Annotated in this window: 13 protein-coding genes; 9 read left to right on the top strand and 4 right to left on the bottom strand. The window is 72.1% G+C overall.

What is annotated here, in order from left to right; genetic code table 11:
- The first annotated feature begins 1 nt into the window (after position 1).
- Together OG389_RS17380 and OG389_RS17375 are read left to right on the top strand one after the other, a co-directional pair.
- A complete protein-coding gene (locus OG389_RS17380) occupies positions 2-694 on the top strand; it encodes a metal-dependent transcriptional regulator (RefSeq protein WP_328299412.1) in 693 nt (230 codons plus the stop codon).
- 345 nt (positions 695-1,039) lie between these two features.
- Positions 1,040-1,999, top strand: a complete 960-nt coding sequence (locus OG389_RS17375; RefSeq protein ID WP_328299411.1) for an alpha/beta fold hydrolase — start codon at positions 1,040-1,042, stop codon at positions 1,997-1,999.
- Positions 2,000-2,065: 66 nt separating this feature from the next.
- On the opposite strand, the gene OG389_RS17370 is transcribed toward OG389_RS17375, so the two are convergent.
- Positions 2,066-3,061 (bottom strand): helix-turn-helix transcriptional regulator, encoded by a 996-nt coding sequence (locus tag OG389_RS17370; protein WP_328299410.1) that lies wholly within the window; start codon positions 3,059-3,061, stop codon positions 2,066-2,068.
- A 164-nt stretch (positions 3,062-3,225) separates the two neighbouring features.
- Here OG389_RS17370 and OG389_RS17365 point away from each other — a divergent pair, with 164 nt between their 5' ends.
- From OG389_RS17365 to OG389_RS17335, 7 genes are all read left to right on the top strand, one after another.
- Positions 3,226-3,618 carry a hypothetical protein gene (locus tag OG389_RS17365; RefSeq protein ID WP_328299409.1) on the top strand — a complete coding sequence of 131 codons (393 nt, stop codon included), beginning with the start codon at positions 3,226-3,228 and terminating at the stop codon, positions 3,616-3,618.
- A 147-nt stretch (positions 3,619-3,765) separates the two neighbouring features.
- Positions 3,766-4,005, top strand: a complete 240-nt coding sequence (locus tag OG389_RS17360) for a hypothetical protein (RefSeq protein WP_328299408.1) — start codon at positions 3,766-3,768, stop codon at positions 4,003-4,005.
- Positions 4,006-4,306: 301 nt separating this feature from the next.
- A complete protein-coding gene (locus OG389_RS17355; protein ID WP_328299407.1) occupies positions 4,307-5,944 on the top strand; it encodes a CHAP domain-containing protein in 1,638 nt (545 codons plus the stop codon).
- Between the two features lie 134 nt (positions 5,945-6,078).
- Positions 6,079-7,344, top strand: coding sequence for a transglycosylase family protein (locus tag OG389_RS17350; RefSeq protein WP_328299406.1), 1,266 nt, complete (start codon positions 6,079-6,081; stop codon positions 7,342-7,344).
- 134 nt (positions 7,345-7,478) lie between these two features.
- Positions 7,479-8,771, top strand: coding sequence for a transglycosylase family protein (locus OG389_RS17345; RefSeq protein WP_328299405.1), 1,293 nt, complete (start codon positions 7,479-7,481; stop codon positions 8,769-8,771).
- Entirely contained in the window at positions 8,771-9,493 is a 723-nt protein-coding gene (locus OG389_RS17340) for a hypothetical protein (protein ID WP_328299404.1), read from the top strand. Before OG389_RS17345 ends, OG389_RS17340 begins: the two co-directional genes overlap by 1 nt.
- A gap of 120 nt (positions 9,494-9,613) precedes the next feature.
- A complete protein-coding gene (locus tag OG389_RS17335; protein ID WP_328299403.1) occupies positions 9,614-11,131 on the top strand; it encodes a CHAP domain-containing protein in 1,518 nt (505 codons plus the stop codon).
- Between the two features lie 73 nt (positions 11,132-11,204).
- Here the strand turns inward: OG389_RS17335 and OG389_RS17330 are convergent, their stop codons facing one another.
- The 3 genes from OG389_RS17330 to OG389_RS17320 form a co-directional block, all read right to left on the bottom strand.
- The gene (locus OG389_RS17330) at positions 11,205-12,872 is read right to left on the bottom strand and encodes a transporter (protein WP_328299402.1); all 1,668 of its coding nucleotides are present in this window, start codon (positions 12,870-12,872) and stop codon (positions 11,205-11,207) included.
- Positions 12,869-13,759: an ABC transporter ATP-binding protein gene (locus OG389_RS17325; RefSeq protein ID WP_328299401.1), complete on the bottom strand. Its 891-nt coding sequence runs from the start codon at positions 13,757-13,759 to the stop codon at positions 12,869-12,871. The genes OG389_RS17330 and OG389_RS17325 overlap by 4 nt, the downstream gene beginning before the upstream one ends.
- A 123-nt stretch (positions 13,760-13,882) precedes the next feature.
- On the bottom strand, positions 13,883-14,563 hold the full coding sequence (locus tag OG389_RS17320; protein ID WP_328299400.1) for a bifunctional DNA primase/polymerase: 681 nt from the start codon (positions 14,561-14,563) through the stop codon (positions 13,883-13,885).
- Positions 14,564-14,661 lie beyond the last annotated feature (98 nt).

Here is a 14,661-nt window from a genome sequence, read left to right as displayed (position 1 = left end):
AATGTCCGGACTGATCGATACCACGGAGATGTATCTCCGCACCATCCTCGAGCTGGAAGAGGAAGGTGTGGTCCCCATGCGCGCCCGCATCGCCGAGCGGCTCGACCAGAGCGGGCCGACGGTGAGCCAGACGGTGGCGCGGATGGAGCGCGACGGCCTGGTGTCCGTCGCGAGCGACCGCCACCTGGAGCTGACCGAGGAGGGGCGCCGGCTGGCGACGCGGGTGATGCGCAAGCACCGTCTCGCGGAGTGTCTGCTCGTCGACGTCATCGGTCTGGAGTGGGAGCAGGTGCACGCCGAGGCCTGCCGCTGGGAGCACGTGATGAGCGAGGCGGTGGAGCGGCGGGTGCTGGAGCTGCTGCGTCACCCGACCGAGTCGCCCTACGGGAACCCGATCCCGGGGCTTGAGGAGCTGGGCGAGAAGGCCGAGGCCGATCCGTTCCTGGAGGAGGGCATGGTCAGCCTCTCGGAGCTCGACCCCGGCACGGAGGGCAAGACCGTCGTGATCCGCCGGATCGGGGAGCCGATCCAGACGGACGCGCAGCTGATGTACACGCTCCGGCGGGCGGGCGTGCAGCCCGGCTCGGTCGTGAGCGTGACCGAGTCGCCCGGTGGTGTGCTGGTCGGCAGTGGGGGCGAGGCCGCGGAGCTGGACCCGGACATCGCCTCCCACGTGTTCGTGGCGAAGCGCTGACGTACGTCCGTTCGATCGGGTCGCCGGTACGGGCCAATCCGGCCCGTGTCGGTCGATGTGGGCCGGTGGGGGTCTGTATGGATGGTCCCGGCTGTGTGGATGGTCCCGGCGCCTCGCGGCGCCGGGACCGGTCCTCCCCTGTTCGACCTGGAGCCCCGAGCTCTCAAGGTCACCCCTTCGGACCGTCTTCCCCGAGTGGCCCGCCTCCCTGTTGAAAGGATCTCCATCGGCAGCGGCGGCCAATCCTTGAGCAAGGTCACTCGAACGAGCGGTGTTGGCGGCGAGAACCCCGTTTTCGAATGCGGGTTCGATACTGTGGCCGGGAGCGAAGGGGGTGCATCTGCGGTGGTACGACGCCTCGATGTGACAGGGGCCGACGGCGTACGCCTGGCGGCCTGGGAGTTCCGCGATGCGGCCACGGCCACGGTGCCGTCGCCGACGCGGTCCGGACCCCCGCCGTCCGGAGCTTCGCCGTCCGGCGCTTCGGCCTCCGGAGCTTCGCCGACCGGTGAGCCCGCGGCCCTCTTACTCCACGGCTTGATGGGCCGTGCCTTCCACTGGGCCGGCACCGCCCGCTGGCTCGCTGAGAGCCGCCGGGTCGTCGCCCTCGACCAGCGCGGCCACGGCCAGAGCGACCGTCCGCCGGACGGTCCCGGCAGCCCCGGCAGCTCCGTCCCGTACGGCCGTGAGGCCTTCGTGGCCGATGCCGAGGCCGCCGTCGAGCAGCTCGGCCTCGCCCCCGTGACCCTGATCGGCCACTCCATGGGCGCCCTCACCGCCTGGCAGCTCGCGGCCCGCCGCCCCGATCTCGTAGCGGCCCTGGTCATCTGCGACATGCGGGCCTCCGCGCTCGGGGAGGCCTCGCAGCAGGAGTGGGAGGAGTGGTTCCGGCGCTGGCCGCTGCCGTTCCCCACGCAGGACGCCGCGCGGCGCTGGTTCGGCGAGGACGACCCGCGGGTGGAGCGCCCGGACCCCGGCCGGGGTGAGTTCTTCGCCGAGGTGATGCACGAGGCCGACGACGGCTGGCGGCCGCTGTTCTCGCGCCGTCAGATGCTGACCGCGCGGGAGACATGGGTCCACGACGCGCACTGGGAGGAGCTCGCCCAGGTCCGCTGCCCGACACTGGTCGTCCGCGGCCTGGACGGCGAGCTCGGCCGCGCCGAGGCCCAGGAAATGGTCCGGGTCCTCCCGGCCGGCCAGTACGCCGAGATCCCCGACGCCGGCCACTACCTCCACTACGACCACCCGACGGCCTGGCGCGAGGCGGTGGAGCCCTTCCTGGAGGGCATCAAGACATCGGCGTGAGCGGAGCGGGGGCTCGCGCACGGACCGCTCCCTGCGGCTGGTATCCGGCCGCAGGGAGCGGTTTCGCTATTCCGTGCCGGGGAGCCAGCCGCGCTGTACCGCCCGTACGCCGAACTCGAACCGGCTCACGGCGCCCAGCTGTTCCATGAGCCCGTTGGCCAGCCGGCGGGCCGTGCGCGACGAGACCGCGAGCCGCTTGGCTATCGCCTCGTCGGTCAGCCCCTGCGCGAGCAGCCGGATCACCGTGGTCTCCTGCGGGCTCAGTTCACCCTCGGGCCGTTCCTCCGGGGCGCCCAGGGGCCGCGCGGCCGCCCAGATGTTCTCGAAGAGCGCGCACAGTGCCGTCAGGGTGCCCTCACCGGTGAGGACCACCGCGCCCGCCGCGCTGTTCTCGCTGCTGACCGGGATCACGGCGGTGGTCCGGTCGAAGACCATCAGCCGGGTCGGCAGGTCGGGGCTGGTCCGTACCTCGCCGCCGAGCTCGGTCAGCCATTCCGCGTAGGTCACGGTGGTCTGACTGTTGCGCACACTGTCCTGGAACAGGGAGCGCATCCGTACCCCGCGGTTGAGCAGGGCCAGGTCGTTCGACTTGGACGCCTCCAAGCTCTCGGGCCGGTGGCCGCCGCCGGGCGCGAAAGTCATCAGCTCGTTCTGGACCCCGTGCGCCAAGCCGCTGATCCGGGTCCGGATCTCGTCCAGGCCCACCAGCTGCTCGACGCCCGGGCCGGAGGCGGCCGGGCTCAGGTCGGCGAACTCCGAGATCAGCTGCGCGGCCGCCGCGCGCGATGCCTCGATGCGCAGCTGCTGGGCCGCGAGCTCCGCCTGCTGGCGGGCCATCAGGATCTCCATGCCGACCCCGGGCGGGACGGCGCGGAGCTCTCCGTCCTGTTCGTAGGACGGGCGGAGCAGGGCGAGCTCGCTCAGCAGGTCCAGACTGCGCCGAACTTCCCCCTCGGACAACCTGAGTTGGTCGGCGAGCGCGCGCACCCCGTCGCGCGGGCGTGCGAGCATCGTGCGGTAGACGGCCTCCGCGGTCGCGTCGAGGCCAAGAGTTGCCAGCACAGCGGTTCCCCCCCTGTGTACGCCTCGTGGGTCAAGGCAAACGGATCATCGCATGTGCTGTCGGGCCAGGTGAGGGTGGATTCCTTGGCCACTTCCGGCCAGGTCCCGAACCGTCCAGGTTCGGGCTATTCGCCCGACCTGGACTCTTGGGAAGAGTGGCGCGCATGTATCTCATCCACGCGGCGCTCCGTCCGCCGTCAGCGCACACGCAACTCCCCCCGCACGCGGGCGAACTGGTGCGCATGCTCGCCGAAGGCGACGTCGGTGCCGGTGCCGACGCCGACGCCGACGGTGGCGCCTGGGGTTCGGTCGAGCACGTTTCCACGCATCCGCACGCGTCGCCCGCCCCTGTCCTCGGCGTCTATCTGATCGCGGACAGCCTGGGCGAGGCGGAGCGGCGCACGGAGGCGCTCTGCCGCCGGGCGTGCTCGGTGGTGCCGGCCCTGCGGGGCTGGACGGTCGGGCGGGTCGGCGTTCCCCTGATCGCGCCGTACTACGAGCAGCTTCTGCTGACCGGATCCGGACAGCGGGAAGCAGGTCCGGTTTCGTCCAACTGAAAGCCCTTCCGCATGCTCTGAGCTGCGACGAAAGTAGTGATCGCCGGAAGGGAACACCGCCCCGAAGGCAACACCGGACGAAGCGTCACCGCGGGACGCGAGACCGGAAAAGGCCACTCGTCCCAGCTCTCGCAAAGGACCACTCCCATGCTGCGCACCCACCTCGCCAAGGCCGCCGCGGTCGCTTTCCTCGCCCTCTCCGCCGCCGCGGTCACCCCGGTCGTCGCCGCCCACGGCACCACCGACACCCAGGTCACCGCCACCACCGTCTGGGAGACCGCCCCGGTCGGCAAGAACACCACCGTCTGGGAGACCGCCCCGGTCGGCAAGAACACCACCGTCTGGGAGACCGCTCCGGTCGGCAAGAACACCACCGTCTGGGAGTAGCCGGTCCCGCCGCCGGGGGAGCAGCGCCCGTAGCGCCACCCCGCCGCGGCCCACGAACTCCACCGCAGGACCCGCACCACCCCGCAGGACCGCACCACTGCCTGGCTGACGCATCGCCAGATCCGGCTCGCACCGCGCCACCACACCACCGCGCACCGTCCCCACCAGCCTGACAGCTGCTCCTGCAGGGCAGCCGTCCCATCGCCCGGCCGGCGCGCCCCCATTCTTCGGCCTTCACCAGGCCCGCCTGCGGAATCCGCAGCGCCACCACACTTCCTTCCACGCCATCAGGAGCTTCGTCATGTCCCGCGACATCAAGACCATCGCCATCCGCATCGCCTCCACCTCCGCCCTGGCGGCGACCGCGTTCACCATGGCGGTCGTCACCCCGGCCAGCGCCTCGCCGCTGACCGACGGCATCTCGGCCACCGCCCGTGCCGAGAACGGCAACGGGGCCTGTGCCCACGGCGGTTACGACGGCGGCCCCAACCAGACCAACAGCTGCAGTGGCGGCGTCACGGCCCACGCCTGGTGTGCGGACTTCGCCGGCTGGGTCTGGTCCCGCAACGGAGTCACGGGTCTGTCGAGCCTGGACGACCGGGCGGCGAGCTTCATGGACTACGGCAAGAGGTACGGGACGGTGTCCAGCCAGCCGCACGTCGGTGACGCGGTCGTCTTCAACTACAACGGCAGCAACTACGCCGACCACGTGGCCCTGGTGACCGGGATCTCCGGGAGCACGGTCACCCTCACCGGCGGCAATCAGGGCGGCCGCCCTGGCCACGTCAGCACCGCTTCCACCGCCAGCTGGCACGTGGGTGAGAAGCCCTGGGGCCCCAGCGGTCAGACGATCAGCGGTTACGTCTCCCCGGCCGGCAGTTCTACGCCCTCCCTCCCCAACCCGGCCTCGCTGGCCGACGGCACCCTGGTGAAGTCGGCGAGCGGCCCGGCCGTCAAGGTGATGATCAAGGGTGCGGGTATCGCGGTGGCGGGCTCCGATGTCACTCCTGACAAGTACGACCTGGGCAAGGTCGTCACGGTCGACGACCAGGCCTTCCGGTCCCTGTCGAGCGCCCCGCCGGCCGGCACCGTGGTCCACGACCAGGCCGGCGGCATCGACCGGTACGTGATCATCGGTGACGCCGCGCTGAAGATCGGTGGCGCGGACTGGCTCTCCGGCGGCTACAACACCCGTCCCGACATGGGCGTTCCCACCGCATGGCTGAAGAACGCGGCGCAGCGCACGGTGGCGACCGGCATCGTGGTGATGGACCAGTCGGGCAGCGACCCGGCCCGCTACGTCATGGTCAACGGTTCGGCGCTGCACATCTCGGCCTCCGAGTGGACGGCCGACGACTACGACGAGCAGACCCTGATGGGTGTCCCGGCCGAGTGGCTGAAGGGTGCCGCGGCCAAGCCGCTGCAGGCCGGCACGGTCCTCATGAACCAGTCGGGCACCGACCCGGCCCGCTACGTCACGGTGGGCGGCACGCCGGTGCACATCTCGGCCTCCGAGTGGAGCGGTGTCGGCTTCGACCAGATCCCCCTGATGGGCGTTCCGGGTGAGTGGCTGAGCTCGGCGCTGACCAAGCAGGTGGCCAACGGGACGATCGTCAAGGACGCCTCGGGCGCCTCTCCCTCGGTGTACGTGATGGCGGGTGGCATGGCGGCTCCGCTGACCAACGCGGACTTCCTGGGCCTCGGTTACGACAAGCGTCCGCTGGAGGGTGCTCCCGCCGAGTGGCTGAACTCGGCCGTGACGAAGGCCGCCCCGGCCGACGGCACGATGATCAAGGCCGCGAACGACCCCACCGTGTGGCAGATCGTGGGCGGCAAGAAGCGCGGGATGGCGGCCAGTGAGTTCGGCGCCGGGAAGCTCAGCTTCGACGACGTGGTCGCCGTGGGCAACGCCTTCCCGGCGAAGTTCCCGACCGTCTGAGACCGGTCCGCTCCCCGGAACACCACTGAGCACCACCACTGAGCCGCCCGGCCCGAACCGGCCGGGCGGCCCGGTCCCGGCCGCTCCACCGCCGACACCCAGACCGCCCAGACCCGCTGCCCGAGGGAATCCCGATGCGCTCCGCCGCCGCCCGCAAGAAGTCCGTACTCGCCACCGCCACCGCCACCGCCCTGCTGGCCCTCGCCGCCCCGCTCCTCGCGAGCACCCCCGCCTCGGCGGCCTCCGTGGCGACCTGGGACAAGGTCGCCCAGTGCGAGGCCAGCGGCAACTGGTCGATCATCGACCGGACCGGTACGTACTACGGCGGTCTCCAGATATCGATGCCGACCTGGCGTGCCTACGGCGGTACGCAGTACGCCGCCCGCCCCGACCAGGCCAGCAAGCAGCAGCAGATCCTGATCGGCGAGAAGATCCTGGCGGGGCAGGGCCAGGGCGCCTGGCCCAACTGCGGTCCCAAGTACAACCTGGGCGCCGACCACGCGGACCCGTACCCCTCCGGCCCGACCTACCCGGCCCCCTCCTCGCTGGCCAACGGCACCCTGGTGAAGTCGCCGAACGGGCCGGACGTACGAGTGATGATCGCCGGGGCGGGTGTCCCGGTGGCCGGTTCCGACGTCACCCCGGACCACTACGACCTCGGCAGGATCGTGCTCGTCTCCGACTCCGCGTTCAACGGTCTGGCGAGCGCCCCGCCGGCCGGCACGGTGGTCCACGACGAGGCGGGCGGCGCCAACCGGTACGTGGTCATCGACGGCGCCGCGCTGCAGATCTCCGCCTCGGACTGGACCGAGGACGGCTACAACATCCGCGCGGACTACGGCGTTCCGACCTCCTGGCTGCAGGCCGCCGCGCAGCGGACCCTGTCGAACGGTCGCGTGGTGATGGACCAGACCGGCAACGACCCGTCCCGCTACGTGGTCGTGAACGGTGCCGCGCTGCACATCTCGGCCTCCGAGTGGACCGCCAACGGGTACGGCCAGCAGGTGCTGATGGGCGTTCCGACCGATTGGCTGGCCTCCGCGGCGGCCCGGAAGATGCCCAACGGCTCGATCGTCAAGGAGGTCTCGGGCGCCAACCCCACGGTCTACGTGATGGCGGGCGGCGTCGCCGTCCCGCTGACCAACGCCGACTTCGTGGGCCTCGGCTACGACAAGCGCCCGCTGCTCGGCACCCCGGGGGAGTGGCTGGCCTCGGCCGCCGCCAAGACCGCCCCGGTCGACGGCACGATGCTGCTCTCGCCGAACAGCAACACCGTCTGGGAGATCGTCGGCGGCAAGAAGCGGGCGATGGCCGGCTCCGAGTTCGGCCCCGGCAAGCTCAGCTTCGACGACGTGGTCAGTGTCCCGGCCGCCTTCACGGCGAAGTTCCCGACCGCCTGAGCGCCACCGGCCCACGCTCCTCGCGCGGCCCCGTAGCCCCGTAGCTCCGTAGCCCTGCAGCTCCGTAGCCCCGCAGCTCATGGCCCGTAGCAGCCGTCGCTCACCCCTGCGCCCGAACCCCCAAGGAATCGACCATGCGCTCGTCCGTCCGCAACCACTCCTTCGGCACAGTGACCGTCACCGCCCTGCTCGCCCTCGCCGCCCCGCTCCTCACGGGCACCGAGGCCTCCGCCGCCTCGCTCTCCACCTGGGAGAAGGTCGCCAACTGCGAGGCCAGCGGCAACTGGCAGGCGATCGACCCGTCCGGCACCTATTTCGGCGGCCTCCAGTTCGCGCAGTCCACCTGGCAGGCCTACGGCGGCACCGCCTACGCCTCCCGCGCCGACCGGGCCACCAAACAGCAGCAGATACTCATCGGCGAGAAGGTCCTCGCCGGCCAGGGCCAGAACGCCTGGCCCTACTGCGGCCCCAAGTACAACCTCGGCGCCGACCACGCGGATCCGTACCCCTCCACCCCGGCCCCGGTCTCCTCCTGGAAGGCCCAGGTGGTGGTCAACGGCGGTGGCGCGATCTTCCACGGCCTGCGCAAGGCGGACGGCACCTGGACCGGCTTCGGGAACATCGAGAGCCAGGCCGGTGACATCGGCACGGTCGGCTCCGTCGCGGACGCGGGTCTCAACGGTGACACGCACGTGGTCGCGGTCGGCGGCAACGGGCACGTCTATCACACCATCCGTCTCGCGAACGGAAGTTGGGGCACCTTCGGCGATGTGGACGCGGCCGCCGGGGCGCTGGGTCCGGTCACGAAGGTGTCGGCCGTGACGATCGGCACGGACGTGAACGTGCTCGCGGTGGCCGACGGGAAGCTGAACCACTCGGTACGTCACTTCGACGGCTCCTGGACCCCGTTCGGCGACGTCTCCGCCGAGGCGGGCGCCCTGCCCGCCCCGGTGACCAGCGCCGCCGAGGCCTCGGTCAACGGGCAGCTCCAAGTGGTGGTGGTGGCCGGCGGCCGCGTCTACCACTCGATCCGCGGCTCGGGCGGTACGTGGTCCGCGTGGGGCGACGTCTACGCGGCGGCCGGCGGTTCGGGGACGGCCTCGGACGTGGCCGTGGCCGGCACCGGCTCGGACATGCAGATCATCGTGACCTCGAACAACGGCACCAAGCAGGTCCACGGCGCCCGCCTCGGCGACGGCACCTGGTTGCCGCTCACCGACCTGGCCGCCACCCTGGGCGGCTTCACCGCGACCGGGGTGAGCGCCGCGACCGTGGACGGCGAGCTGCAGGCCACCTTCGTGACCACGGACAACCGCATCCTGCACACCATCCGCCGGGTCAACGGCACCTGGACGGGCGCCGGCGCCATCAACCTCACCGGCGTCAACGGCAACCACTACGCGGCCAGCATCACCGGGACCCTGTGATGGGCCGACTCCGCCTGATCGCGATGGGTTTGGTCGCCGCCACGGTCCTCGCCCCGCTCATGGGCTGCTCGAACGCGGCGGCCCCGGCCGCCGCCCCCGGAGCGGCCCGCCCGGCGGCCGCGATGGACTCCGCCGCCGCGAGCCCCGGCGCCGAGCCCGTCGAGGCATCCCCCGCTCCGGCCGTAACGGCCCGGGCCTCGCAGGCACCGCAGGCCGCGAAGGGCTCCCCGGCCGCACCGACCGGCCAGGCGCCGCAGGCGCCCCAGCTGCCCCAGGGCGCCGACACGGCCCGGGCCGCCGCCGCGCTGCCCGTCGAGGCGGTGCTCACCGGACTGCCGGCGGGGCTCCAAGCCGGTTCCCAGGCGGTCGAGTTCAGCGTCGTCCTCACCAACCGGACGGCCACGGCCTACCCCTCGCTCGCCCCGATGCTCGCCCTCACCGACGGCTCCGACCAGGCGCTCAAGGCCACCCTCGAGCGGTTCGACCCGGAGTCGGGCAGCTGGAAGCGGATCCGGGTCCCCAGTCCGGGAGCGGCGCCGATCGGCTCGATGGGCGCCACCCCGTACACCCTCCCGGCCCACGGAACCCTCACGGTCAAGTACCGGATCGCGGTCCCCGCGGGGCTCCCGAGCCTCCAGGCCGCTACCTCGTTCTACGCGATCGGCACCGACGGCGGCCAGATCGGCCTCACCGGCGGAGTCCTCCCCGTCGCCGGGGCCTGACGCCCCTTCCCGGACCCGGTCCGTCGACCGGTCCGGGCCACCAGAACTTCGCACCACCCCGCCGCGGCACGGAAGTTGCCGCCCCCTCTCCTCGACCGCACTATGAAGGACCGATTCGCCATGTCGAAGACCGCCCTGCGCGCCTCCTCCACCGCCGTCGCCGCCCTCGTACTCGGCGCCGGCCTGACCGTCCTCGCCCCCTCCGCCCAGGCCGCCTCCGGCGCGGACATCGTGGCCACCATCCGCGGGCAGCTGGGCAGCGACGCCTGCGGCAACGGCGGCGCCGGCTACTACGCTCCCGGGACCGGCCAGACCCGTAGCTGCTCCGGCGGCAGCGAGACCCACGCCTGGTGCGCCGACTTCGCCGGCTGGGCCTGGTCCCGCAACGGCGTGAAGAACCTCGGCCCCCTGAACAACCTGGCCAACTCCTTCCAGACGTACGCCAGGAACAACCAGGGCGGCCTGTCCTCCACCCCGCACGTCGGCGACGCCGTCTTCTTCCACCCCAAGAGCCAGCCCGCCGGTTTCACCAACTACGACCACGTCGCGATCGTCAGCGCCGTCCACGCCAACGGCACCATCGACTGGATCGGCGGCAACCAGAGCGGTGGGTACGTCACCGAGAACAAGAACATGCCGGGCTCGGTCGGCGCCGTGGAATGGACCTCCGGCGGCTACAACGTCAACCTCATGGGCTTCGCCAGCCCCTTCGGCGCCTCGGACCCGGCTCCGGCCGACGGCATGAAGGCCCAGGTGGTGGTCAACGGCGGTGGCGCGATCTTCCACGGCCTGCGCAAGGCGGACGGCACCTGGACCGGCTTCGGGAACATTGAGAGCCAGGCCGGTGACATCGGCACGGTCGGCTCCGTCGCGGACGCGGGTCTCAACGGTGACACGCACGTGGTCGCGGTCGGCGGCAACGGGCACGTCTATCACACCATCCGTCTCGCGAACGGCAGTTGGGGCAAGTTCGGCGACGTCAACGCGGCCGCCGGAAACCTCACCGACGTCACCAAGCTCTCCGCCGTGACCATCGGCACCGAGCTCAACGTCCTCGCGGTGGCCGACGGCGGCCTCTACCACTCCGTACGCCACTTCGACGGCTCCTGGACCCCGTTCGGCGACGTCATGGCCGAGGCGGGCACCCTGCCCGCCCCGGTGACCAGCGCCGCCGAGGCCTCGGTCAACGGGCAGCTCCAGGTCGTCGCGGTCGCCGGCGGCCGGGTCTACCACTCGCTGCGCAGCAACGACGGCAACTGGACCCCGTGGGGCGACGTCTACACGGAGGCCGGCAACGCGGGCGTGGCGTCGGACGTTGCCGTGGCCGGCACCGGAACGGACATGCAGATCGTCGTGACCGCGAACAACGGCGCCAAGCAGTTCCACGCGGCCCGCACGGCGGCCGGGAACTGGACGGCCCTGACCGACCTGACGAGCGTGCTGGGCAGCAGCTTCACGGCGACCGGGGTCTCGGCCGCGGCCGTCGACAACGAGCTCCAGGCCACCTTCGTGACGACCGACAACCGGATCCTGCACACCGTCCGCCGCGTGAACGGCACCTGGACGGGCGCGGCTGCCATGAACCTCACCGGCATCACCGGCAACCACTACGGCGCGAGCATCACCGGCACCCTCTGACCCGGCGACGCCGACGGCCTCCGCTCCCCACCGGGAACGGAGGCCGTCGGCCTTGCGGTGGGGCCGCGGCCGCTCAGCCCTTGCTCACCGCCAGCAGGATCTCCGGGATCCGGCGGGCCACTGTGGGGGCCGCGAAGCGCAGGCCCGCCCAGGCGGCCAGGGTGCCCCAGGCGATGCCCAGGGGAAGCAGGATCCAGGCCAGGGACTGCTGGTCGGTGGTGCTGAAGTAGATGGCGAGGACGATCACCGGGGCGCAGATCAGCGCCGAGGCGAACAGGCCGCCGAAGATGCCCATCCACGCCAGGGCGCCCTGCCCCGGGGCGACGTTCTTGAAGGCGCCGTCGGTGGGGATCGAGTACGGGAAGCGGGCCGAGGCCAGGGCTCCCGTGCACAGCATCGAGCCGAGCAGGGCCAGCGCCATGCCGAGCGCACCCGGGAAACCGGACCAGTCGCCGACCAGGGCGGCCGTCACCGCCGCCACCACGGCCGTGTAGGGCACGGTGACCAGCGCGAGGGCCAGGGCGCGGGCGCGCAGTTCCACGAACGCGTCGCGGGTGCTGGAAAGGGTCTGCGCGACCATCCAGAACGCCGAGGTGTCCTGCCCGAACTGGTTGTACATCTGGACCCCGAGCATGCCCGAGGCGAAGCAGGCCAGGTACACCGAGCCTTGGCCCTGCAGGGCGTTGGCGGCCGGGACGATCAGACCGACCGCGAGGGCCGACACCCACGCCGCCTTGGTCTTGGGGTCACGCACGATGTAGCGCAGCGAGCGCTGCACCGCCGCGCCCGTGCGGTCGTCCGGCAGCAGCGACCACACCCCGCGGGCGCCGCCGTCCGCTCCCCCCGCCCGCTCCTTCTTCTGCTTGGCCGCCGCGATCGTCGAGCCGTCCGGGGTGACCATGAGCTTGGTCAGGCTGCGCTCCCAGAACCAGAGCAGCAGTCCCAGGGCGGCGACCGTGATGACCAGCTGGACGGCCGCGAGGCCGTACGAGCCCTCGCTCGCGGAGTCCACCATCCCGATCGCCGTCGCGGGCGGCAGCCAGCGCACGACCTCCGCGGCCGGCTCCAGCTTCTCCAGGCCGCCGGTCTGGAACAGTCGCTGGCCGGCGAGGTTCGCCACCTGCGCGCCCACCGCGATCAGCAGGCCGCTGAGCAGCGCGAGGTCGCGCCCCTTGCGGCTGGTCAGCAGCCGTACGTTGGCCGTTGCCACCGCCCGGGCGAGGGCCACGCAGCCGAGCAGCAGCAGCGGGACCGCCAGGACGGCGGCCACCGCGCCCGCCGCACCCCGGGCGACGGCGATCGCCGAGCCGGCAGCCAGGCAGAGCGTGAACAGCGGCCCGACTCCGACGAGGGAGGAGGCCAGCAGGGCCCGTACGAGCGGACGCGGGCGCAGCGGCAGCATGACCAGCCGGCTCGGGTCGAGGGTCTCGTCGCCCGTGGGGAAGAACAGCGGTACGAAGGTCCAGCACAGGGCGAGGACCGCCGCCAGCAGGACGACGACCGCGCTCGCGTGCGCGTGCCCGCGCAGCAGGGCGAGGCCCAGCGTGGCGAAGAAGGCGACGACGAGGGCGGCGGCCAGGGCGCCGAAGTAGGCGAACTTGCGCTTCGAGGAGCCCTTGAGGCCGTTGCGCAGGAGGGAAAGCTTGAGGCGGACGAAGATCGGGGTGATCGAGACGGATCCGGCGGCCGCGGCGGAGGCGGCGGCGGAGACCGGCGCGGCGGCGGGTGCGGACGTACTCATCGGACGCCCGCCCCGGCTCCGGCCCCGGTGCCCTTGTTCCCGCCGTTCGCGGACGCGCCGCCACCGAGCCAGTCCAGCGACTCGCCCGTGGCCCGGCCCTGCGCCCCGACCAGCTCGAGGAACGCGGCCTGCAGCGAGGGCGCGGAGCCCCGTACGTCGGCCAGCGGGCCCGCGGCCCGGATCCGGCCGGCGGCCATGACGGCCACCCAGTCGCACAGCGACTCGACGAGTTCCATGACGTGGGAGGAGAAGACGACCGTGGCGCCGGAGGAGGTGTAACGCTCCAGCACGCCGCGGATGGTCTGCGCGGACACCGGGTCCACGCCCTCGAACGGCTCGTCCAGGAAGAGGACTTCGGGGTTGTGCAGCAGGGCGGCGGCGAGGCCGATCTTCTTCCGCATGCCGGTCGAGTAATCGACGATCAGTTTGTTCTGCGAACCGGCCAGGTCCAGGACCTCCAGCAGCTGCGTGGCCCGGCTGTCCGTCTCGCGGCCCGGCAGCCCCCGCAACCGGCCCATGTAGCCGAGCAGTTCGCGGCCCGAAAGCCGCTCGAAGAGCCGCAGGCCCTCCGGCAGCACACCGATCCGGGACTTCACCTCGACCGGGTCCGCCCACACGTCGTGCCCGGCTACGACCACCCGGCCCATGTCCGGTCGCAGCAGCCCGGTCACCATCGACAGCGTCGTCGTCTTGCCCGCGCCGTTCGGCCCGACCAGGCCGATGAACTGCCCCGCGGGCAGTTCCAGGTCGATCCCGGCCACGGCCACCTGCTCGCCGAACCGCTTCCACAAACCCTCGACCCGCACAGCGGCCGCGGTGGACGGCGCGGGTCGCGCACCGCCACCCGTTCCGTCCGTCCCGCCCGTCGCAACGCCCTGGTCCGGCATGCGCCTGCCTCTCGTTCTGTTCCCCGTGTCCTGCTTTTCTCACGATAGGAGGAGGGGGAGAGGCTGGAGCAGTTACTTATGTCATGAGTTTCCGAGCGGATTCGTCCCTGGTCGCGCGGTCCCTCAGGGGGTGCGCCGGGCCCGCTCCGCCGCCGCCTCGCGGCCGCACGCGTACGCCAGTGCGTCGATGAGCTCCTCGACGTCCGGCAGCCACCGGTTCGCGGCCGTCGGCGGCTGAGCCCACTGCACCGAGCCGCGTCCGCCGATGCGGGTCGGCGGCGCGGCCACGTACTCGCCCTCGCCGCGGGCGGCCAGGTCGAGCTGGGAGGGCTGCCAGCCGATCTTGCGCAGCAGGTCGGGCACCTTCGCCCCGGCGCCGGGCAGGACGAAGAACAGCATCCGGCCGGCCGGGTTGGCGATCACCGGCCCGAGGGTGCGCTGCATGCGCTGGAGCCGTGCCAGCGCCAGGAAACCGGCCGCGTCCGGGACGTCGAGGGCGTCGAAGGTCCGGCCGGTGGGCAGCAGGATGGCGGCCTTCGGGTTCTTGCCCCAGAGCCGGCGGACCTGCACGGCGCTGCCCGAGGCCAGGGGTGCCCAGTCCTTCACCGTCGCGTGCGCGCCCGGTGCCGGGCAGTCCGCGGCCCCGCACGAGCACCGCTCCCGCCCGTCCCCGGACTCCAGCCAGGTACCGGCGAAGACGTCCCAGTGCCGTTCTTCCGTGTACCGCACGGCATGGTCCAGCAGCGGCTCGCTGCGTTGCATGGGGATGGGCGCGGTCTCCGTGACTCCGATGGTCTCTTCCACGTGCAACACAACTCCTGCGGTCACCGGGGGTTACGGGGGTAAACCAGCCGGGGGCCGGAGCATCGATCCTGCATGCGGGGCGCATCGGTGCATCACGG

This window comes from Streptomyces sp. NBC_00435 (assembly GCF_036014235.1).
Taxonomy (GTDB): Bacteria; Actinomycetota; Actinomycetes; order Streptomycetales; family Streptomycetaceae; genus Streptomyces.
Note: the sequence above shows the minus strand (reverse complement) of the source record. Positions and strands in the feature narration are given on the sequence as shown.

Coding starts and splice junctions, on each gene's coding strand:
- OG389_RS17380 (WP_328299412.1), top strand. CDS start 2: ATGTCCGGACTGATCGATACCACGGAGATGTATCTCCGCACCATCCTC.
- OG389_RS17365 (WP_328299409.1), top strand. CDS start 3,226: ATGTATCTCATCCACGCGGCGCTCCGTCCGCCGTCAGCGCACACGCAA.
- OG389_RS17360 (WP_328299408.1), top strand. CDS start 3,766: ATGCTGCGCACCCACCTCGCCAAGGCCGCCGCGGTCGCTTTCCTCGCC.
- OG389_RS17355 (WP_328299407.1), top strand. CDS start 4,307: ATGTCCCGCGACATCAAGACCATCGCCATCCGCATCGCCTCCACCTCC.
- OG389_RS17350 (WP_328299406.1), top strand. CDS start 6,079: ATGCGCTCCGCCGCCGCCCGCAAGAAGTCCGTACTCGCCACCGCCACC.
- OG389_RS17345 (WP_328299405.1), top strand. CDS start 7,479: ATGCGCTCGTCCGTCCGCAACCACTCCTTCGGCACAGTGACCGTCACC.
- OG389_RS17340 (WP_328299404.1), top strand. CDS start 8,771: ATGGGCCGACTCCGCCTGATCGCGATGGGTTTGGTCGCCGCCACGGTC.
- OG389_RS17335 (WP_328299403.1), top strand. CDS start 9,614: ATGTCGAAGACCGCCCTGCGCGCCTCCTCCACCGCCGTCGCCGCCCTC.
- OG389_RS17330 (WP_328299402.1), bottom strand. CDS start 12,872: ATGAGTACGTCCGCACCCGCCGCCGCGCCGGTCTCCGCCGCCGCCTCC.
- OG389_RS17325 (WP_328299401.1), bottom strand. CDS start 13,759: ATGCCGGACCAGGGCGTTGCGACGGGCGGGACGGACGGAACGGGTGGC.